Genomic DNA, 19,558 nt, shown 5'->3' with positions numbered 1-19,558 from the left:
ACGGACGTGCAGACCTCCCGGTTCGCCGCCTTGTTCCTTGGACTTCGGCGGGAGATCGTCATCAGGTCTTCCGCCGCTTCTTCGCCTGACGCAGGATTGCGCAATGACGCCGCCCATTTCTCTCGACGCCGCCCTGACCTTCCAGGTCCTCGAAGACGGCGGTCTGTCCGCGCCCGTGCCGGGTCATTTCTCGAATGGCCCATCGAGCATGGCGCCGGAGAAGGGCTTTCCGTTCGGCGGGCTGCTGGCGGCCCTGTGCGCCCAGTCGATGCGACAGGGACTGGCGCTGGCGGCGCCCCTTCGGACCTTGTCGGTCCAATATCTGTCGGCGGCCAGGTTCGGTGAACAGGTCGCCTTTCGCCCTCGCCTGCTGCGCGGCGGCCGCAATGTTCTGTATGCCGCGGTCGAGGCCGAGCAGGACGGGCGCATGACCCACCACGCCACCGGCACCTATGGGCTGGACGCCGCGCCGCCTCCGCTGACGCCGTTGCACGCGCCGCCCCCGCCGCTGGAAAGGCTGGACTCCAGGGCCACGATACGCGGGCCGATGTCGCCGCACTTCGCCCAGCACGTCGAATACCGCTTCGACGGCGGCCCCAACATCCTGGGCGGCAATGAGGGCAAGCCGGTGATCGAGCGCACCTGGATGCGGATGGCCGACGGCCGGCCTTTGGATGAGGTCGGCCTGTGCTACCTGCTGGACGCGCTGTATCCGCCCGCCTGGACCGCGTCCAAGACCCCGGCCGCCATGACCACCGTCGATCTGCGCATCGACATCCTGACCGATCCGACGCCGCAGACCGCGCCGGACGGCTGGGCTTTCTTCGAATTCAGGATGCTGGACCTCGGCCTGGGCTGGACGGTGGACGAGGCGATCGCCTGGGGCGCTGATGGAACGCCGCTGGCCCTGTCGCGCCAACGCCGCAAACTGCTGCCGCAACGTCCCGCCTGAAGTCAGCCCTCATTCATCATTATCGACGACTATTCCAAATCTCTGGAGTGTCGCCCATGCGTCGTCGAAATCGCCTCGTTTCCGTATCCCAAGTCGTCGTCGTGTTGGGCGGTTGTCTGATGCTGCAGGGCTGCCTTATCGGCGCCGTCGTCGGCGGGACCGCTGCGGTCGTCGGCGGGACGGCGAAAGCCACCGGCGCGGTCGTCGGCGCCGGCTTCGACGCCGTCACCACCTCGGACGAGGAAACCAAACTGCGTCGCGAGCGTGAACAGCGCGACTATGAACGCGAACAACGCCGCTGCGAACAGCGACAACGCCAAGGCAAACGCTGCTAGATCAGAGACTTAGAAGGCAGCGCTCGTTGATCGTCGGCCGCGCCACCTGAATCCGGCAAAGGCCCGGCCACTCGGGTTTCAGCGTCTTGGCGAACCACAGGCACAGGTTTTCCAGACTGGGCAGCTCCAGTCCCTCGTGCTCGTTCAGCATGCCGTGATCCAGCGTCTCGGCCGCAGCCTTCAGCGCCCTGTCGAGCGCGCCCAGGTCCGCGACCCAGCCGTGTTCGACGTCCAGCACCTCGGACCGAACCGTCGCCTCGACCGTGAAGGAATGGCCGTGGACGCGGCGATAGATGCTGCCCTCGGGCTCGTTCGGGAAGTGGTGGGCGGCGTCGAAGGTCGCCTGTTTGGTGATCTCGAAGACGGGCATTAGCGGACGCCGATGTATTTGTGGGTCTGGACGCTTAAGCGCCACTGTGGGTGGGTCAGGCAGTATTCGATGGCGGCGGCGGTGTTCTCGACCTGATCCGGCCCGTCCATCGGCTGAAGCCAGAACCGTTCGAAATCCATATGTTCGAACCGATCCGGCATAGCCTTGGGCTGGGGGAAGACCAGTTTCAGCTCGGCCCCGCGCGTCTGAACCACATCCGCATCGGCCTTGGGACTGATGCAGATCCAGTCGACGCCGTCCGGCGCTGCGATCGTACCGTTCGATTCGATGGCGATTTCGAAACCGCGCGCATGCAGCGCGTCGATCAGCGGGCCATCCAGCTGCAACAAGGGCTCACCGCCCGTGCAGACCACCAGTTTCGGATCGCCTTCACGCCCGCGCCACATCGCCGCGACGTGATCGGCCAGCAGGTCCGCCGTCGCGAACTTGCCGCCCCCGTCGCCGTCGACGCCGACAAAGTCGGTGTCGCAGAAGGTGCAGACGGCGCTGGCCCGATCCTGCTCGCGCCCGCTCCACAGATTGCAGCCGGCGAACCGCAGGAAGACCGCCGGTCGCCCCGCCTGTCCGCCCTCGCCCTGAACCGTCAGGAACACTTCCTTGGCCGAATAGGTCATCGCCCCGACGCCCATTCGTCATAACCGGCCGCGCGCAGTTCGCAGGCCGGGCAAGACCCGCAGCCATAGCCCCAGGCATGTCGATGCGTCCGGTCGCCCTGATAGCAGGTATGGCTATCCTCGATGATCAGATCGATCAGCCTGTCGCCGCCGATCCTGTCCGCAAGGTCCCAGGTCTGGGCCTTGGTCAACCACATCAGGGGCGTGTCGATGACGACCGGCTTGTCCAGTCCCAGCGACAGCGCCCGCGCCATCGCCTCCATCGTCTCGTGGCGGCAGTCCGGATAGCCCGAATAATCCGTCTCGCACATGCCGCCGACCAGCACGTCCAGTCCTCGCCGATCCGCGAGCGCCGCGGCTGCGACCAGAAAGATCAGATTGCGACCCGGCACGAAGGTCGTCGGCAGGCCGCGCGCGTCCATTTCGATCTTGCGGTCGGCGGTCAGGGCGCTCTCGGCGATCCGGCCGTATCCGGTCAAGTCCACCACATGGTCGTCGCCCAGGCGATCGGCCCACTGCGGCAGAGCCGTCTTCATTCCGTCGCGCACGGACTGACGCGCCTGCATCTCCACCAGGTGGCGCTGGCCATAGTCGAACCCGACCGTCTCCACCCGCTCGAACCGCTTCAGCGCCCAGGCCAGGCAGGTCGCGCTGTCCTGCCCGCCGGAGAACAGAACCAAGGCCGATTTAGGCTTCTTTTCCAGCATGGCGCTCATGACGAATCTGCGGTCGGCCGGTCGGCCGCGCGCATGCAAAAAGGGATGGGGACCCAGATGGGTCGGGCGGGCCTCATACACCAGACCCACCCCTTGAGCAAAAAAGGCGGATTTGCGTCTTGGATGACGCCGCTTAACTAATCCGCAAGCGATTCGGGCTTTTACTCACAATGAGTAGGAGTTCCGGGCAGTATGCCGACCATCGAGACCCTTTCCGAGCGTCCAAAGCCGGTTGCGCCGACGACTCTCGGCTGCGAGGTTCTGGCGCGTTTCGAATGCGAGCCGGATACGCTGGTCATTCCCGTGGTCGATGGCGACCGCCCCGTCGGCCTGGTCGAACGCACCGCCTTCCTTCAGAAGATCGCCGCCCGCTTCGGCCACGCCCTTTACGACCTTCGTCCCATCACCTTCGCCATGGATGCCGAGCCGGCCGTGGTGGAGGCCGGCGTCCGCATCGACGCCTTTTGCGACATCATGCTGAAGGGCGGTCCGGCCGCCCTGTTGCGCGGCTTCATCGTCACCAAGAACGGCGCCTATTGGGGCGTGGGCACCGCCGCCACCCTTTTGCAGGCCGTCAACACGCGGCAGCGCGAGCAGAACGCTGAACTGGCCGAACAGGCGGCGATCCTCAGCGACACCCGCGCCCAGGCCATCGCCGCCGCCCGCGCCAAGAGCCAGTTCCTGGCCATCATGAGCCACGAGCTGCGCACGCCGATGAACGGCGTCCTGGCTGTCGCCGAACTGCTCCGCCGCCAGCCGTTGAATACGGCGGCTCAGGCGCACGTCCAGACCATCGTCGACTCCTCCGAGACACTGCTGCGCATCCTCCAGGACGCAGTGGACCTGTCCAAGGCCGAGGCCGGCGAACTGGAACTGAAGACCGAGCCGACCGCCCTGCGCGCCGTCATGGACGACATTCAGTCGATGTGGGAACCGCGCGCCTCTCAGGACGGCGTGACCCTGCTCGTCGGCTACGAAGGCGACACCGAACTGGCGGCCGTCATCGACGGCGTGCGCCTGAAGCAGGTGTTCAACAACCTGATCGGCAATGCGCTGAAGTTCGCCCGCAACGGCGTGGTTGAGGCCGGTCTCAAGGCCTGGGTCGAGGGCGACCGCATCCACATGGAAGCCCGCATCCGCGATGACGGCCCGGGCGTCGAGCCGGAACGCGTCGATTCCATCTTCGAGCCCTTCGTTCATGGTTCCGGCCCCGACGGCGCCGGCCTGGGTCTGTCGATCTGTCGTCAGGTCATCGACCGGATGGACGGCCGGATCTGGGCCGAGAACAACAAGGGACGCGGCGCCACCTTCGCCTTCGATCTGACCGCGCCCCGCGCGGTCGTCGAGGCGGAGGCGCACTCGAACGTGTCGGATCTGTCGGGCCTGGACCTGAAATCCGCGCCACATATCCTGATCGTCGACGACAACGCCACAAACCGCGTCGTCGCCCAGGCGCTGTGCGAGATGTTCGGCTGCAGTTCCGAACTGGCCGAGGACGGTCTCGAGGCGCTTCAGGCCGTACAGGAAAGCCGCTACGATCTGGTCCTGATGGACATCAAGATGCCCCGAATGGACGGCGTTCAGGCGACACAGGCCATTCGCGCCCTGCCCGGCGCCGTCGGCCGCGTGCCGATCGTGGCCCTGACCGCGAATGCGGACCCCGAAGACGCCAAACACTATCTGTCGATCGGCATGGCCGCCGTCGTAGAAAAGCCCATCAAGCCTGAACGCCTGCGGATGGCGATGAACGCCGCTATCTCCGCCGCCGACGAGCAGGACCAAGCCGATCGCGCCGTCGCCTGATCGTCAGTCTGGACGAACGTCCAAGGCCTCTTCATCCTCTTCGTCATAGCCGACCAGACGCAGCGCCCTCGCCTTTTGCCCGTTGATCTCGGCCCAGCGCAGCAGCCCTTCCTCGCGGCCGTGGGTGATCCAGATTTCCGCCGGCTTGATCTCGGTGAAGGTCGCGGTCAGCTCGTTCCAGTCGGCGTGATCCGACACGACCAGGGGCAGCTCGACACCCCGCTGTCGCGCCCGCGCCTTCACCCCCATCCAGCCTGAAGCAAAGGCCGTGACCGGATCGGCGAACCGGCGCGCCCATCGATCCTGGATGGCGGATGGCGGTGCGATAGCGACCTCGCCGCCCAGCGCATTCCTGGGCAGATCGCGGGTCGGCGCCAGCGGGCCCAGATCGACCCCTTCTCTTTCGTACAGGGCGTTCAGCCGCTCCAGCGCCCCGTGGACATAGATGGTGCGGTCCCATCCAGCCTCGCGCAACAGACGGATGATCCGCTGCGCCTTGCCCAGCGCATAGGCGCCAACCAGATGCGCCCGCTCGGGAAACTGTCCCAGCGACCGCACCAGCCGCCCGACTTCCTCGTCCGCCGGCGGATGGCTGAAGACCGGCAGGCCGAACGTCGCCTCCGAAATGAAAACGTGACACGGCACAGGCTCGAACGGCGCACAGGTCGGATCGCGGCGGCGCTTATAGTCGCCGGACACGACCATGATCAGCCCCTTCCAGCGCACCTCGACCTGGGCCGAACCCAGCACATGGCCGGCGGGCGCCAATCTGAGATCGACCCCATTGATCGCGGTCGCCTCGCCGTATTCCACCGATTGGGGCTGCAGCGTGAAATCCGCGCCATAACGTTCAGCCATGATCGCCAGGGTCTGGCGCGTCGCGAGCACCGCCCCGTGACCGGCGCGCGCGTGGTCGGCATGGCCGTGCGTAATGACGGCGCGATCCACCGGCCGAACCGGGTCGATGTAGAAATCTCCTGGCGGGCAGTAGAGGCCGGCGGGCGTGGGATGGAGCAGGTCTTCGGGGCGGATCATCTTGCGGTAACGCTCTCGACGCCGTCGGGTCGCCGCCCCATAGAGGATGACCCCGAAAATCGGCGCAACAGGTTCAGTCCGCACGATGCACGAGAGTTTTCTGACCACCATCCTGCCGCAACTGGCCGCCGGCGCCGCCCACACCGGCGCCTTGGGCTTCACCTTCGACGGCCTGCACGATGGCCAGCCCCGTATTCGCGTGCCGTGGCGTGAGGATCTGGTCGGCGATCCCGACAGCGGCGTCTTCGCGGGAGGGCTGGTGACGACCTTGCTGGATCATATTGGCGGCCTGGCCGTGTGGACCGCGATGGACGCCTTCCAGCCCATCGCGACCCTGGATTTGCGTGTCGATTACATGCGCGCGGCAAGGCCGCGTCAGGACCTGCTGGCGCAGGGCCTATGTTTTCGACTGACGCCCAGCATCGCCTTCGTGCGCGCCTGGGCTTTCGAGGACGATCCCGCCGACCCGGTCGCCGCTGCGCAAGCCGCCTACATCATTAACCAGACCCGTGAGCGGGCAGCAGGAGTGGCGGCATGACCGACATCTTGAGCCGCATGCCCTATGCCCGTTTTCTTGGTCTTCAGACCCTGGTCAGCGGCGACGAAGTCACCGTTATCATGCCCTTCGACGACAAGCTGATCGGCAATCCGATGCTGCCCGCGCTGCACGGCGGGTCGACAGCCGCCCTTCTGGAAATGACGGCGATGGCTCAGGTGGCGCTCAGCTTTCCGGGTCCGCGTCTGCCCCGCCCGATCAACGCCACGGTAGCCTATCTGCGCACCGGCAGGCCGATCAACGTTTTTGCCCGCGCGCGCATCAGCCGAGCGGGTCGTCGCGTCGCCCATGTGCATGCGGAGGCTTGGCAGGAAGAACGTCAACAGCCGATTGCGTCCCTTACCGCACACTTCCTGCTGGACAACCAGGACTGATCACCGCGCCCTAGCGCGCTGATTCGCGCCGACTTCCTGCTCTCATTGGGTTTCAGCGCCGTGCTTACGGCGGCGCTTCAACGCGCGATTGCCGATATGGTAAAGATTGCTCTACCAAACAGGGTTAAGACGTGATAACCATACGGTTCTTGTAAACCTGTCTTTGAGGGGCTTTCATGGACCGCACTGAAGTCGTCACCAGCGTTGCTGGCGATCTGCATGCTACCGAACTCGCGATCGACGCCGCGATCACCCAGGCGACTACGCTGGTTCAATCCTTCATCGGCGCTCGCGCCGCTCTGTCGCTCTCGCCGGTTTCCGGCACGATGTCGCAGGCCAAGGCCATGGAAACGATCGCCGCCCTCTCGGCCGCGCGTGAGTCGATCGTGGCCTGCCACGCCGAACTGCAAAAAGATCATCGCCGCCTTGGCTTCGGCACCTACGCCGCCGGCCCGGTCGCCAAGCCCGACGATTGGCTGGACCCGAAATCGGCCCTGACGCCGACGCACCTGCATCGCGTCGCGTGAATTCTTGGTAAGCTTGGCTTACCGAGATTTCAGTTTGAACTGACTTCGGTCATTATCGCCCCCGTGCATTTCTGCGCGGGGGCGATTTGTCATGCTCAACATCGCTTATGCCATCGTCGGCGCCGTATTCATGGTCGGCATGGCTTTGTTCGCCTTTTTGAAGGGCAACTCGGCCGAGCGGATCGGCGCGGGCGCCTATCTGTTCGCATGGTTTGCAACCATTGTGATGCAGGAGAACAGCGGATTTCGCGGTGTGCCGCTGGGCATGTTTCTGGTCGATCTCGTCCTTTTGATCGTCTTCGTAGGCATCAGCTGGCGTTATCGACAGTCGTGGCCCGTGTGGGCCAGCGGCCTGCAACTGATCGCAGTAATGTCCCATGTTATGAGCCTGACCGGACAGCGCGTGATGGTCGGATCGCTTTATACAGTCGTGAACATGATCGGTTATCTGATCATCGGCTGCATCATCATCGGCACATTCTATGCTTGGCAAGAGCGCCGTGCGGCGGCGTTGATAGGTAGAAATTCCTAGCATCTGATCTTATGCTGGCGGCGAATCGGTCGCTGGACTTTCATGCCGCTATCCCACGCCAAGCTCTGGAAGGCCGTCGACGCCCTGGCGCGGCGTGAGGGTCTGACACCGTCTGGGCTGGCCCGTCGCGCCGGTCTGGACGCAACCAGTTTCAATCCGTCAAAGCGCTTCGGGCCGGGCGATCCGCCGCGTCCGCGCTGGCCGTCGACCGAGAGCATGACGCTGGTGCTTCAGGCGACGGGCCTGTCGCTGTCGGAGTTTGCGGTGCTGGCAGAGGACGCGCCGGAGACGCCGACCAGCGTCCCATTGCTGGGTCTGGCCAAGGCGGGTCAGGACGGGTTTTTCGACGACGCCGGCCTGCCGGTCGGCGAAGGTTGGGATCAGACCGATCTGCCGCGCGCCAAGGACACCCTGTTCAGCCTTCGGATAACCGGCGATTCGATGTCGCCCCTCTATCGCGAAGGCGACCGCGTCATCGTCGATCAGGAAGCGACGCAGGTGCGACGAGGCGACCGCGTTGTCGCCCGCCTGACCAGCGGAGAAACCGTGGCCAAGGAGGTCACCAGCCTGACCAGCCGCGCCGTCACCCTGGCCTCGATCAATCCCGACTATCCGCCCAGGGTCGTGCCCCGGCGCGAGATCGAATGGATGGCCCGGATCCTCTGGGTCAGCCAGTAACGCGCACAGCAAAAACCCCGCCCGGCGAACCGGACGGGGCTTTCGAACGATAGCGAACTGAAATCAGTTGGCCGTGACGTAGTGGGCGTTCACCCAACCGCCGCCTGCGATCTGAACCCACTCGCCTTGCGAACCGATAGCGGTGAAAGGTTGGCCAGCCGACAGCGTACCGGCTTGGCGATAGTTGGTGCCGGGGCCGCTGCGGATGCGCAGGTTCGACGAAGCGCGATACTGGGCGCCGCTGGAGGCCGATGCAGCACGGGCACGCTGTTGGTTGCAGCCGATATAGGAACCGGCGGCGGCGCCGGCGCCCGCGCCTACGATGGTGCCGGCCGTACGCTCATTGCGGGCGAGGTTCGAGCCCACCACGCCGCCGACCACGGCGCCGATCAGGGCGCCCGCACGCTGGCGACCGCCAGGGGCGTCACAGTTGGTCACGCCGTTAGCCTGAGCCTGGGCGGACATCGGGGCGGCGGTCACCATGGCGGCCAGGGCGGCAGCAGTGGCCAGACCGGTCTTGAAAATCTTGTTCGACATAACTCTTCTCCTGTCAGCGCGTTTGCCGATGAGGGGAGAATGCACGGACGAACCTGAAGGCTCCCGGAGCTTCGCCGTTATTTTCCGTTCATCTTGGCTATGCGCGCAGACTGGCGGCGGGCGACGAAACGTTTGGCGATATCGACGTCGCGTTCGATGAAGTGTTTCCGGCGCACGAACTGGAAGTCCAGCACACGCGCCCACAGATGGAGCATGCGATCGTTTGTCACGAAGACCGTCACCGCCTCGACGGATGGTGGCGGCCCCCAAGCCTCAGCCAGCTTCGCCAAATGCTGGACGGTGGCGTCGTCCGTCATGGGTTCGCATTCGACGATCCAGTCCCAGCAGCAGAGCTCGGGCCTTTGTGTGATCAGATCGACCGTCGCTTTCAGCACGCGGTCGGCTGACCCGGCCGAGACCAGGTCGAGCATCAGGACCCTGTTCGCCTCGTCGATCTCGTAACGCAACCTCGCCTCCCCGGCTACGTCCCCTCAAGCTGGCATCACGCAACAACCCTGACGCAAGGTCAAGGTTGCGCCAGCTCTCCGTTTGCGCTCGCTTCGATCAGTGCGATCGTCTGCGGCAGGCCGTAGATGGCGGCGAACGAACCGAAGCGCGGCCCCTGGCTGGCGCCCAGCAGTACCTCGTAGAGCGCACCAAACCAGGCCCGCAGTGGCTCGAATTCATGGGCCTTGCCGACCGCATAGACCTCGTTCTGGATCAGTTCGCCATCGGTGGTGTCGACCGGCAGCGCCTTCAGCCGTTCGGCCAGGTCCAGCAGGGCCGCCTTCTCCTTGTCGTCGGGCAGGCGATAGGACTTCGCGGGCTTCACGAAGTCCTCGTAGTAGTTCAGCGCGTGGTCCATCAGCCGATCCAGCAGCGGTTCGTTCTGCGGCGTCGCGTCAGGCAGGTATTTGGCGAAATAGGCCCACAACTGCTCCTTGGTCGAGGCGTTGGCCACGCCAACGAGGTTCAGAAGCAGGGCGAAGGACACAGGCGACGTGTGGGTCGGCGGATCGCCCGCATGGATTGACCAGACGGCGTTATCGATCCGCTTGGCCGGCTCCTGGGTCTTGTAGCTTTCGATGAAGGCCAGATAGTCGTCGATGGCGCGCGGAATGACGTTGAAGTGTAGGCTTTTGGCCGACTTCGGCGACTGGAACATGTACCACGACAGGCTCTCGGGCGTGCCGTAGCGCAGCCACTCGTCCATCGTCAGACCGTTGCCCTTGGACTTGGAGATCTTCTTGCCCTCGATGTCGAGGAAGAGCTCGTAGTTGAAGCCTTCGGGCGGCGTTCCGCCCAGGGCCCGGCAGACCTTGGAGCTTTCGCGCACGCTCTCGATCAAGTCTTTGCCCGACATCTCGTAGTCGATGTCCAGCGCGACCCAGCGCATGGCCCAGTCGGGCTTCCACTGCAGCTTCACATTGCCGCCCGTGACCGGCACCTCGGTGCGGTTGCCCAGTTCGCCGGCGGGGTCTTCGAAGGTGATCGTGCCCTTCTCGACGTTGCGCGCCAGGGTCGGGACCTGCAGCACGTGGCCGGTGATCGGGCTGATGGGCAGGAAGGGCGAATAGGTGGCGCGGCGCTCCTCGCCCAAGGTCGGCAGCATGATGGCCTGGACCGCGTCGAACCGTTCCAGAAGCGTCAGCAGCGTCGCGTCGAACCGGCCCGACTTGTAGGTCTCGGTCGAGGACATGAACTCATAGTCGAAGCCGAAGCTGTCGAGGAAGGCGCGCAGGCGGGCGTTGTTGTGCGCGCCGAAGCTGTCGTGGGTGCCGAAGGGATCGCGCACCCGCGTCAGGGACAGATGCAGGTCCTCGCGCAGCATCTCCGGGTTCGGCACGCCTTCCGGCACCTTGCGCAGGCCGTCCATGTCATCGGAGAAGGCGATCAGGCGCGTGGGCCAGTGGTCGCCGGTCAGGGCGCGAAAGGCGTTGCGCACCATGGTCGTGCGGGCGACCTCACCGAAGGTGCCCATGTGCGGCAGGCCCGACGGGCCATAGCCGGTCTCCAGGATCACAGAGCGCTGCAAGGCGGGAAAGGCCGCCAGGGCTTCATCCGCCTTGCCGGCGTCGATCAGGGCGCGCGCTTCGGCTCGCTCGGTCTCGCCCAGCCGTTTCTTCAGAACGTGGGCCAGCAGGTTGCGGGCTTGTTCGAAGGGCCAGGACTTGGCCTCGCGGGCGAGGGTTTCGAGGTTCTGAAGCATGGCGGCGGTTTGCAGTCTGCATCCCGCCCGGTCAACCGTGATCAGGCTTTGGCGGCGATTACGATGATCTCGACCTTGTAATCGGGCGAGGCCAGCCGGCTTTCGCCCGTGGCGCGGGCCGGCGGGTTGGCGGTATCGACCCAGGCGTCCCAAACGCTGTTCATCGCCTCGAAGTCGGCGATGTCCGCCAGCCAGATCTGGGCCATCAGGATCTTGGACTTGTCGCTGCCGGCCTCGGCCAGCAGCGCCTCGATCTCAGCCAGCGCCGTTCGGGTCTGCGTCGCCACGTCGTCGCCGGGTTCGCCGACCTGGCCCGACAGATAGATGGTGTCGCCGTGGACGACGGCCTCGCTCATGCGGGCGCCGGGCTGGATGCGGGTGATCATGGGCGGGGTCCTTCGAAAACGTTCCTCACCTATCGCCGCCGGGGCCCGGCTGTCGAGCGGCTAGCGGCGGTTGAACCGCGAGACGGTCAGGCCGACGACCAGGGCGCCGGCGCCGACGATCAGGGCGTCCTCGATCAGGCCGCTCTTGGTCTGGCCGATGCGGGCCATGGCCTTCTTACGGCCCGAGAGGGTCAGATAGGCCAGCGGCACGGCCGTGCCGACCGCCAGGCCTGCGCCCAGCTTCTCCTTGCCGCGCGGGGCCAGGGCGGCGCCGGCGATGCCCGCGCTCATGACCCGCGCCAACAAGCCCAGAAAGACGGTGCGATCGGGCGCGGTCTTCATCTTGTCGCCCAGCAGTTCGCCGACGCCCATGGCCAGGGCGCCGAACTTGAACAGCGGCCGGTTCAGCAGGAAGACGCGGCCGGGCAAGGGCTTGTGCGCCAGTTCGGCGGTGGCGAGGGCCGCCATCGGGGTCATGGAACGGGCGCTGGCGACAGCGCCGATGAGGGCGGACGGGAGGAGATCGAGGGCTTTCATGCCGCCACAACACCCGACCGGGCCGGAAGGTTCAGCCCGTTTCAGCCGCGCGCCGCCAGGACGTTGCGGATCGCCAGGCTGGAATGGATGCGCGACACGCCCGGCAAGCGCGACAGGACGTCCTTGTGGATCACCTCATAGGCGGCGATGTCGGGCGCGACGGCGCGGACGATGTAGTCGGCCTCGCCCGCCATCAGATAGCAGTCGCGGATTTCCGGGTGGTTGCGGACGGCCGCCTCGAACCGGCGCATGTGGTCGTCGGTCTGCTTCTCCAGCGTGATCTCGACATAGGCGACGACGCCGTCGTCGCTGTCGTTGGCCAGGACGGCGGCATAGCCCCGGATCACCCCGCGTTCTTCCAGCCGCCGCACCCGCCGCAGGCAGGCGGAAGGCGACAGACCGACGGCGGAGGCCAAGTCCGCATTGCTGATGCGCCCGTTGGCGCGGAGCCGTTGAAGGAGGCGTTGGTCGAGGGGATCGAGCAGGGACACAATTTTCCGCCATTTAGCCGCAAATTATTGCGTCAGACTTTTATCAGCGACCGATCGTTGCGCAAACAGGCAGGATCATCGATCCATGCGGCGCTAGCTTGCAGCGAATAACAACATTGGGCTTGGAAACGTCACATGCGGGTTCTGGTGCTTGGATCGGGCGTCATCGGCGTCACCACCGCCTGGTATCTCAGCCAGGCGGGGCATGAGGTCACGGTGGTGGATCGCCAGGCCGGTCCGGCGCTGGAGACCAGCTTCGCCAACGCCGCGCAGATCTCGCCGGGCTATTCCGCGCCGTGGGCTGCGCCGTCGATCCCGGTCAAGGCGATGAAGTGGCTGCTGATGCGCCACGCCCCCCTGATCGTACGGCCGCGGCTGGACATGGCCATGGTGCGCTGGACCGTCGCCATGCTGCGCAACTGCACCCATGACCGCTATGCGCTAAACAAGAGCCGGATGGTGCGTCTGGCCGAATACAGCCGCGACCAGATCGACCTGCTGCGCCGCGAGACCGGCATCGCCTATGACGGTCGCCAGCAGGGCACGCTGCAGCTGTTTCGTACCGAAAAACAGCTGGCCGACGTGCACAAGGACGTCGATGTGCTGAAGGCCGCCGGCGTGCCGTGCGAGGTTCTGGACCGCGCGGGCTGTATCGCGGCCGAGCCGGGCCTGGCCGCCTCCGACGTTGATTTCGTCGGGGGTCTTCGTCTGCCGCATGACGAGACGGGCGACTGCTTCCTGTTCACCAACGCCCTGGCCAAGCTGGCGGCGGAGCGCGGCGTGGTCTTCCATACCGGGACCGACATCCAGTCGATCACGATGACGGACGGTCGCGCGACCGGCGCCCTGACCAGCAAGGGCGCCCTGACGGCCGATCTGGTCATCCTGGCGCTCGGCTCCTATTCGCCGATGATGGCGAAGCCGCTGGGGCTGGATCTGCCGGTCTATCCGGTGAAGGGCTATTCGATCACGGCCAAGATCGTGAACGAAGACCGCGCGCCCGTCTCCACCGTCATGGACGAGAGCTACAAGGTGGCGATCACGCGCCTGGGCGACCGCATCCGCGTGGGCGGCATGGCCGAACTGTCGGGATACAACAACACCCTGCCCGCCGTCCGTCGCGAGACCCTGACCCATTCGGTCGGCAGCCTGTTCCCGGGCGGCGGCGACCTGGCGGGCGCCAGCTACTGGTCGGGCCTGCGTCCGATGACGCCGGACGGCACGCCGGTGATCGGCGCGACCAAGGTTCCTGGGCTTTATCTGAACACCGGCCACGGCACCTTGGGCTGGACCATGGCGTGTGGCTCGGCGCGGGTTCTGGCCGACATGGTCGACGGCAAGGCGGCCGAGATCGAAACCCGCGACCTGTCGCTGAACCGCTATGGCGCCTGGGCCGGGGCGTTTGCGCCGGGCTTCAGCTGAGATCAGACGGCGGGGAATTTTACCGTCTAAAGAGTCTAATTTGTCTAATCTCGCGACGGTGGAGCCTTTGGCCGCGGACGGGAATTCACCGTCTAAAGTGTCTAACTCGTCTAATCCGGCGCCATCATCCGGGTAAGGCGCGGGCGGGATTTGGTCGTCCCTTCCGCCTGAACTTACGCTGTCAAAGATCGCCGACCAGTCTACCACACGGCCGGGGCGCGGTCGGTTAGACGCCGTTCGGGCGCGAAAAGCCGTTGTGAATCAGACAGCGGCGCGCCGACGATGCGCTGGCAGCACGCCGCGACGTGGCGCGGCGCGTCGGAGCGCCCTATAGAGCGCGCGATGAAGACCGCCGATTTCGATTTCGACCTGCCCGAGGACCGGATTGCGTTGCGCCCGGCCGATCCGCGCGATTCCGCACGGTTGCTGGTGGTGAAAGGCGGCGCGCTGGAAGACCGGATCATTCGCGATCTGCCGGACTTCCTGCAGCCCGGCGACGCCTTGGTGTTCAACGATACGCGGGTCATTCCCGCCCGTCTGTCGGGCGTGCGTCAGCGGATCGGGGCCGAGGGCGAAACCTTGACGGTCGAGGTGGAGGCGACGCTGCATCACCGCGACGCGCCCGACGTCTGGTCCGCCTTCATGAAGCCGGGCAAGCGGATCAAGACGGGGGATCGGATCCGGTTCGGAAACGCGAGCGACGCCGCCTGCGACCTGGGGCGACTGGACGCCACGGTGACGGCAAAGGGGGAAGACGGCCTGATCACCCTGACCTTTGACCTGGCGGGACCGGCTCTGGACGACGCGATCCGCGATGTGGGGGTCATGCCCCTGCCGCCCTATATCGCCGCCAAAAGACCCGAGGACGATCGCGATCGGTCGGACTATCAGACCGTCTTCGCCGAGCACGACGGGTCGGTCGCGGCGCCGACGGCGGGCCTGCATTTCACCCCGGCCCTGCTGGACGCCATCCGCGCCAAGGGCGTCTCGACCCATGCGGTGACGCTGCATGTCGGGGCCGGCACCTTCCTGCCGGTCAAGGCCGACGACCTGGCCGATCACAAGATGCACAGCGAATGGGGCGAGGTGTCGCCTGACACCGCCTCCGCCCTGAACGCCGTCCATGCAAAGGGCGGGCGCATCGTCTGCGTCGGCACCACCTCCCTGCGGCTGCTGGAAAGCGCGACGGCAGAGGACGGAGAGATCAAACCCTTCCACGGCGACACGGCCATCTTCATCACGCCGGGCTATCGGTTCCGGGCGGTCGATGTGCTGATGACCAACTTCCACCTGCCGAAATCGACGCTGTTCATGCTGGTCGGCGCCTTTGCGGGCACGGCGACGATGAAGGCGGCCTATGCCCATGCGGTCGCCGACGGCTATCGCTTCTATTCCTACGGCGACGGATCGCTGCTGTTCCGCGACTGATGGCGGTCAGGGCCAGAGGCGGCCCGAGCGCCAGGCCTCGCCGTCGCGGTCGAAACGCAGTCGGTCATGCAGGCGGAACGGGCGATCGCGCCAGAACTCGACCGAGCGCGGAACGACGCGCCAGCCGGTCCAGTGGGACGGGCGCGGCACCTCCTGACCATCGAAGCGCGCGGTTTCGCGGCCCACGGCCTCTTCCAGCACGGTGCGATCCGACAGGGGGCGGGACTGGTCCGAAGCCCATGCGCCGATGCGGCTTTCGCGCGCGCGGCTGGCGAAATAGGCGTCGGCCTCGGCCGGCGTGACCGGCTCGACCGCGCCGCGCACCCGCACTTGGCGGCGCAGGGATTTCCAGTGGAAGGTCAGGGCGGCGGCCGCGCAACCGGCCAGTTCGACGCCCTTGGCGCTCTCGCTGTTCGAATAGAAGGTGAACCCTCGCGCATCGACGTCCTTCAGCAGGACGATCCGCGCATCGGGCAGGCCGTCGGCGTCGACGGTCGACAGGGTCATGGCGTTGGGATCGTTCGGCTCGTGCGCCCTCGCGTCCGCCAGCCATTCGACGAACAGGCCGATGGGTTCGGGGCGATCGAAGATGGTCTCGTCGCCATTGGCGGCCAGGGCGGCGGCATAGTCGCGGGCGTATTCCTCACGCGACGGGCTGGGCGGGATCACGGATGCGGTCATGGGGGTGATGTAGTCGGTGCTGGCGCGGCTGGGAATGATCGCGGTCAAAAACGGGCATGTCGCCGTCAGGGTTAACCGCCCATTGACCCTGATGGGCGAACGGTGACGGCATGAGCGCGCCTGTTCCGATTTCAGATGTGTCCGGCGTCCGTGAGGCCCTGTCGATCCTGGGGCTGAAGGGCGATGTCGATGCGTCGACGCTGAAGGCCGCCTTCCGCACGGCGGTGAAGGCGGCGCGGCCTGATCAGGCCGGCGGGGACGCCGAGCGATTCCGGCGCGTGATCGCGGCCTATCGGCTGATCCAGGCGCACCAGCCCCCTCGCCCCGCCCTGTCGGCCCCCGCCGCGCGGCCCGCGCCGATGCCGGTTCTGGTTCTGTCGCCGATGCAGGCCCTGGCCGGGGGTCAGGTCGAGGTCCGGCTGGGCGCACGCACGGTGCGGGTCACGGCGCCCAAGGGCCTGCGCAGCGGCGACCATCTGCGGCTCAGGCGCGGAGCGGCGGACGGGAGCGACCTCTATCTGTCGGTGCTGATCCGGCCCGAGGACGGGCTGTCGGTCGTCGGCGACGATCTGTTCATGACCTGGGCCGTCGAGCGTCGCCTGATGGCCGACGGCGGGCGGGTGGAGATCGAGACCCCTGTCGGCACGCGCTCGGCCTGGATCACCGCCGACATGGCCGCGCCGGTGCGGGTGCGGTTGAAGGACCTGGGCCTGCCCGCGCGCGGATCGCGGCCGGCGGGCCATCTGTTCGTGACGCTGGAGCCGTCATCCGATGTTCCCTCGGCGGCGGAGGACCTGCTGGTGCGGTTCACGCGGGTCTGGACGCAGGAGCGTCTGGCGGCCTAAGTCGGGGCCATGTCGCACAACACCTTCGGCCATCTGTTTCGCGTGACCACCTGGGGCGAGAGCCATGGGCCGGCGATCGGCTGCGTCGTGGACGGATGCCCGCCGATGATCCCTCTGACCGAGGCGGATCTTCAGCCCTGGCTGGATCAGCGCAAGCCGGGCGGCAGCCGTTTCGTGACCCAGCGCAAGGAAAGCGACACGGCGCGCATCCTGTCGGGCGTGTTCGACGACGGCGACGGGCCTGTTACGACGGGCACGCCGATCTCGATCCTGATCGAGAACGAGGACCAGCGGTCCAAGGACTATGGCGAGATCGCCCGCGCCTATCGGCCGGGGCACGCCGACTATGTCTATCAGGCCAAATACGGGGTGCGGGACCACCGGGGCGGCGGTCGATCCTCGGCGCGCGAGACGGCCAGCCGCGTGGCTGCCGGGGCCGTGGCGCGCAAGGTGCTGGGCGACGGCGTGAAGATCAGGGCCGGCGTAGTCCAGATCGGCCCGCATCGGATCGCGCCGGATCGGATCGACTTCGACGCCGTCCACACCAATCCGCTATTCGCCGCCTCGGTCGAGGTCGTGGGCGACTGGGAGGCCTATCTGGACGGCGTCCGCAAGGCGGGATCGTCGGTCGGGGCGGTCGTCGCGCTGGAGGTCACGGGCGTTCCGGCGGGTTGGGGCGCGCCCCTGTACGGCAAGCTGGACGGCGAGTTGGCCGCCGCCCTGATGTCGATCAATGCGGCCAAGGGGGTCGAGATCGGGGCCGGCTTCGAGGCCGCCGAACTGACCGGAGAGCAGAACGCCGACGAGATGCGGCTGGACCTGAACAAGCAGCCGGTCTTCCTGTCGAACAAGGCGGGCGGCGTGCTGGGCGGGATTTCGACGGGTCAGCCGGTGACAGCGCGGGTGGCGTTCAAGCCGACCTCCTCCATCCTGACCCTGCGCCAGACGATCACGCGCGACGGCGAAGAGACGGACCTGCGCACCAAGGGTCGTCACGACCCATGCGTCGCCCTGCGCGCCGTGCCGGTGGTCGAGGCCATGGCCGCCTGCGTCCTGGCCGACGCCTATCTGAGGCACCGCGCCCAGGTCGGCTGATCAGGGTCTGGGTCGAGGCCGGCGCGGGTTTCCACGATCGGCGTCGAGCCTCGGCGGCGGCTGGATCAGACGCGCCTCGCACCGCATCAAGGCCATCAGGGCCGACAGGCCTGTCGTCATCACGATCATCGCTCGATTCCTGCAACTGCGAACCGTTTGCAGGTTTGCGCATGTCGATAGCGCGTGCAAGACAAGGGACCGGTGGCGCCCAACTCAGGAGATCAACCGTGCGTGAAGACGGAAAGATGGACTACCTCGAACTGCCCGCCGCCAACCTGCCCGCGACCAAGGAATTCTACAGCCAGGCGTTCGGCTGGACCTTCGTGGATTACGGCCCGACCTATGCCGCCTTCGATCAGGGTCTGGACGGCGGGTTCGACGCCGATCAGGCCGATCAGACCAAGACCCCCCTGCCCATCCTGTACGCCCATGACCTGGAAGCCATGCAGGCCAAGGTCGAGGCCGCCGGCGGCCGGATCGTGAAACCGATCTACAGCTTCCCCGGCGGTCGCCGCTTCCACTTCACCGATCCGGCCGGCACCGAAATGGCTGTCTGGTCCGAGGGCTGAGCCCTATTTGACGTCGATGGACTGGCCGATGCGTTCGGCCAGATCCCGGTCCGCGCCCTCGACGCTGGCGATCCACACGTGGATCTCCTTGGGGTCCGCAGCGCGCTGGAACAGATGCTCCATCGCCAGACGGCGGCTGCCTTCGGTCACGACGATCGAGGCGCGGCCGCCGGCGCGGACGGTCTCGCCGTCGTAGATCGGAAACTGCGACGACGGACCGGCGTAGATCATCAGCAGGGTCTGGTCGCCACGCTGGACGCGATAGATGCTGGCGTTCGCGCCCGCGCGCGCCGGGGTGATCGTCAGGCCGGCGGGCAGTTGGATGCTGAACGGCAGAGCGGCGATGGCGGCGGCGTTCAAGGCCGCCGGGGCGGGTGCGGCGGCCGGCGGGGTTGCGGCAGGCGCGGTCGTTGTCGGCTGAGGCGCGGTCGCCCGAGGCGCCGTTGCGGTGGGGGCTGGGGTTTGCGGACGGGTCGCGGTCGCCGGGCGTGTCGCCGTCACCGGGCTGTGGCCGATCGGCGGCAGGGCCTGGGTCGTGCGCGGCGCAGATGACGCGGCGGGCGCCGGACGGGGCGATGCTGCGGGGGTCTGGCCGATCGGAGGCAGAGCTTGGGTCGCGCCGGCGGTCGGCGCTGGCGTCGGCGTCGGCGTCGGCACTGCGGTGGATGCGGCCGGAGGCGTGGCCAAGCCGGAAGGCGGGGCGCTGTTCAGATCGCGGGTCAGGTTGGAACCGGGACGTTGCGCCGGGGGCGTCGTCGTCTGTCCGGAAAACACGAGGGCGGCGGCAAGGGCGATCATGGGCATGGCCGGACCATCGCGCGGCCGAAGCGCGACCGCAAGCGCGA

The 19,558-nt window shown here is 66.7% G+C and carries 25 protein-coding genes; 13 read left to right on the top strand and 12 right to left on the bottom strand.

Going from position 1 to position 19,558, the window contains the following annotated elements:
* Positions 1 to 103 precede the first annotated feature (103 nt).
* Positions 104 to 952, top strand: a complete 849-nt coding sequence (locus E7T10_RS07100) for a thioesterase family protein (protein WP_137721260.1) — start codon at positions 104 to 106, stop codon at positions 950 to 952.
* A 56-nt stretch (positions 953 to 1,008) separates the two neighbouring features.
* Positions 1,009 to 1,287, top strand: coding sequence for a hypothetical protein (locus tag E7T10_RS07095; protein WP_137721259.1), 279 nt, complete (start codon positions 1,009 to 1,011; stop codon positions 1,285 to 1,287).
* 1 nt (position 1,288) lies between these two features.
* Here E7T10_RS07095 and E7T10_RS07090 read toward each other — a convergent pair whose 3' ends face one another.
* From E7T10_RS07090 to queC, 3 genes are read right to left on the bottom strand one after another with little or no spacing between them, the layout of a single operon-like run.
* The gene (locus E7T10_RS07090; RefSeq protein ID WP_045810248.1) at positions 1,289 to 1,657 is read right to left on the bottom strand and encodes a 6-carboxytetrahydropterin synthase; all 369 of its coding nucleotides are present in this window, start codon (positions 1,655 to 1,657) and stop codon (positions 1,289 to 1,291) included.
* Positions 1,657 to 2,292 (bottom strand): 7-carboxy-7-deazaguanine synthase, encoded by a 636-nt coding sequence (gene queE, locus E7T10_RS07085; RefSeq protein WP_137721258.1) that lies wholly within the window; start codon positions 2,290 to 2,292, stop codon positions 1,657 to 1,659. Before queE ends, E7T10_RS07090 begins: the two co-directional genes overlap by 1 nt.
* On the bottom strand, positions 2,289 to 2,999 hold the full coding sequence (gene queC, locus E7T10_RS07080) for a 7-cyano-7-deazaguanine synthase QueC (RefSeq protein ID WP_168189981.1): 711 nt from the start codon (positions 2,997 to 2,999) through the stop codon (positions 2,289 to 2,291). The genes queE and queC overlap by 4 nt, the downstream gene beginning before the upstream one ends.
* Positions 3,000 to 3,200: 201 nt before the next feature.
* On the opposite strand from queC, the gene E7T10_RS07075 reads away from it, so the two are divergent.
* Positions 3,201 to 4,811, top strand: a complete 1,611-nt coding sequence (locus E7T10_RS07075; RefSeq protein WP_137721257.1) for a response regulator — start codon at positions 3,201 to 3,203, stop codon at positions 4,809 to 4,811.
* A 3-nt stretch (positions 4,812 to 4,814) separates the two neighbouring features.
* On the opposite strand, the gene E7T10_RS07070 is transcribed toward E7T10_RS07075, so the two are convergent.
* Complete coding sequence (locus E7T10_RS07070; protein WP_137721256.1) at positions 4,815 to 5,846, bottom strand: ligase-associated DNA damage response exonuclease; 1,032 nt, start codon at positions 5,844 to 5,846, stop codon at positions 4,815 to 4,817.
* 85 nt (positions 5,847 to 5,931) lie between these two features.
* Here E7T10_RS07070 and E7T10_RS07065 point away from each other — a divergent pair, with 85 nt between their 5' ends.
* From E7T10_RS07065 to E7T10_RS07045, 5 genes are all read left to right on the top strand, one after another.
* Positions 5,932 to 6,384, top strand: coding sequence for a PaaI family thioesterase (locus E7T10_RS07065; protein ID WP_137721255.1), 453 nt, complete (start codon positions 5,932 to 5,934; stop codon positions 6,382 to 6,384).
* Positions 6,381 to 6,776 (top strand): PaaI family thioesterase, encoded by a 396-nt coding sequence (locus E7T10_RS07060; RefSeq protein ID WP_137721254.1) that lies wholly within the window; start codon positions 6,381 to 6,383, stop codon positions 6,774 to 6,776. The genes E7T10_RS07065 and E7T10_RS07060 overlap by 4 nt, the downstream gene beginning before the upstream one ends.
* Positions 6,777 to 6,952: 176 nt before the next feature.
* Positions 6,953 to 7,303, top strand: a complete 351-nt coding sequence (locus tag E7T10_RS07055) for a hypothetical protein (RefSeq protein WP_039246411.1) — start codon at positions 6,953 to 6,955, stop codon at positions 7,301 to 7,303.
* A 91-nt stretch (positions 7,304 to 7,394) separates the two neighbouring features.
* Positions 7,395 to 7,835, top strand: coding sequence for a hypothetical protein (locus E7T10_RS07050; protein ID WP_137721253.1), 441 nt, complete (start codon positions 7,395 to 7,397; stop codon positions 7,833 to 7,835).
* Between the two features lie 42 nt (positions 7,836 to 7,877).
* Positions 7,878 to 8,513, top strand: coding sequence for a helix-turn-helix transcriptional regulator (locus E7T10_RS07045; protein WP_137721252.1), 636 nt, complete (start codon positions 7,878 to 7,880; stop codon positions 8,511 to 8,513).
* A 63-nt stretch (positions 8,514 to 8,576) separates the two neighbouring features.
* Here E7T10_RS07045 and E7T10_RS07040 read toward each other — a convergent pair whose 3' ends face one another.
* The 6 genes from E7T10_RS07040 to E7T10_RS07015 form a co-directional block, all read right to left on the bottom strand.
* Positions 8,577 to 9,050, bottom strand: a complete 474-nt coding sequence (locus tag E7T10_RS07040) for an SH3 domain-containing protein (protein WP_039246408.1) — start codon at positions 9,048 to 9,050, stop codon at positions 8,577 to 8,579.
* A 77-nt stretch (positions 9,051 to 9,127) separates the two neighbouring features.
* On the bottom strand, positions 9,128 to 9,517 hold the full coding sequence (locus E7T10_RS07035) for a hypothetical protein (protein ID WP_137721251.1): 390 nt from the start codon (positions 9,515 to 9,517) through the stop codon (positions 9,128 to 9,130).
* 59 nt (positions 9,518 to 9,576) lie between these two features.
* Positions 9,577 to 11,259 carry a lysine--tRNA ligase gene (locus E7T10_RS07030; protein WP_137721250.1) on the bottom strand — a complete coding sequence of 561 codons (1,683 nt, stop codon included), beginning with the start codon at positions 11,257 to 11,259 and terminating at the stop codon, positions 9,577 to 9,579.
* A gap of 41 nt (positions 11,260 to 11,300) precedes the next feature.
* Positions 11,301 to 11,645, bottom strand: a complete 345-nt coding sequence (locus E7T10_RS07025; RefSeq protein WP_091747883.1) for a RidA family protein — start codon at positions 11,643 to 11,645, stop codon at positions 11,301 to 11,303.
* 60 nt (positions 11,646 to 11,705) lie between these two features.
* Complete coding sequence (locus tag E7T10_RS07020) at positions 11,706 to 12,182, bottom strand: hypothetical protein (RefSeq protein WP_091747886.1); 477 nt, start codon at positions 12,180 to 12,182, stop codon at positions 11,706 to 11,708.
* Between the two features lie 41 nt (positions 12,183 to 12,223).
* Positions 12,224 to 12,673: an Lrp/AsnC family transcriptional regulator gene (locus E7T10_RS07015; protein ID WP_137721249.1), complete on the bottom strand. Its 450-nt coding sequence runs from the start codon at positions 12,671 to 12,673 to the stop codon at positions 12,224 to 12,226.
* Between the two features lie 135 nt (positions 12,674 to 12,808).
* Here E7T10_RS07015 and E7T10_RS07010 point away from each other — a divergent pair, with 135 nt between their 5' ends.
* Entirely contained in the window at positions 12,809 to 14,095 is a 1,287-nt protein-coding gene (locus tag E7T10_RS07010) for a D-amino acid dehydrogenase (RefSeq protein ID WP_137721248.1), read from the top strand.
* A gap of 342 nt (positions 14,096 to 14,437) precedes the next feature.
* A complete protein-coding gene (gene queA / locus E7T10_RS07005) occupies positions 14,438 to 15,523 on the top strand; it encodes a tRNA preQ1(34) S-adenosylmethionine ribosyltransferase-isomerase QueA (RefSeq protein ID WP_137721247.1) in 1,086 nt (361 codons plus the stop codon).
* 6 nt (positions 15,524 to 15,529) lie between these two features.
* On the opposite strand, the gene pdxH is transcribed toward queA, so the two are convergent.
* The gene (pdxH, locus tag E7T10_RS07000; RefSeq protein ID WP_137722581.1) at positions 15,530 to 16,204 is read right to left on the bottom strand and encodes a pyridoxamine 5'-phosphate oxidase; all 675 of its coding nucleotides are present in this window, start codon (positions 16,202 to 16,204) and stop codon (positions 15,530 to 15,532) included.
* Between the two features lie 110 nt (positions 16,205 to 16,314).
* Between pdxH and E7T10_RS06995 the strand changes: the two genes are divergently transcribed.
* The 3 genes from E7T10_RS06995 (at position 16,315) to E7T10_RS06985 (ending at position 18,713) form a co-directional block, all read left to right on the top strand.
* Complete coding sequence (locus E7T10_RS06995; protein WP_137721246.1) at positions 16,315 to 17,049, top strand: DnaJ C-terminal domain-containing protein; 735 nt, start codon at positions 16,315 to 16,317, stop codon at positions 17,047 to 17,049.
* 9 nt (positions 17,050 to 17,058) lie between these two features.
* Positions 17,059 to 18,144: a chorismate synthase gene (aroC, locus tag E7T10_RS06990; protein WP_137721245.1), complete on the top strand. Its 1,086-nt coding sequence runs from the start codon at positions 17,059 to 17,061 to the stop codon at positions 18,142 to 18,144.
* A gap of 227 nt (positions 18,145 to 18,371) precedes the next feature.
* A complete protein-coding gene (locus E7T10_RS06985; RefSeq protein WP_137721244.1) occupies positions 18,372 to 18,713 on the top strand; it encodes a VOC family protein in 342 nt (113 codons plus the stop codon).
* A 3-nt stretch (positions 18,714 to 18,716) separates the two neighbouring features.
* Here the strand turns inward: E7T10_RS06985 and E7T10_RS15840 are convergent, their stop codons facing one another.
* Positions 18,717 to 19,517 (bottom strand): hypothetical protein, encoded by an 801-nt coding sequence (locus E7T10_RS15840; protein ID WP_210416178.1) that lies wholly within the window; start codon positions 19,515 to 19,517, stop codon positions 18,717 to 18,719.
* Positions 19,518 to 19,558: the final 41 nt, after the last annotated feature.

Origin of the sequence: Brevundimonas sp. SGAir0440 (assembly GCF_005484585.1) — a bacterium.
In the GTDB taxonomy this organism is placed as follows: domain Bacteria; phylum Pseudomonadota; class Alphaproteobacteria; order Caulobacterales; family Caulobacteraceae; genus Brevundimonas.
This window is presented reverse-complemented; position numbering and strand designations above follow the sequence as displayed.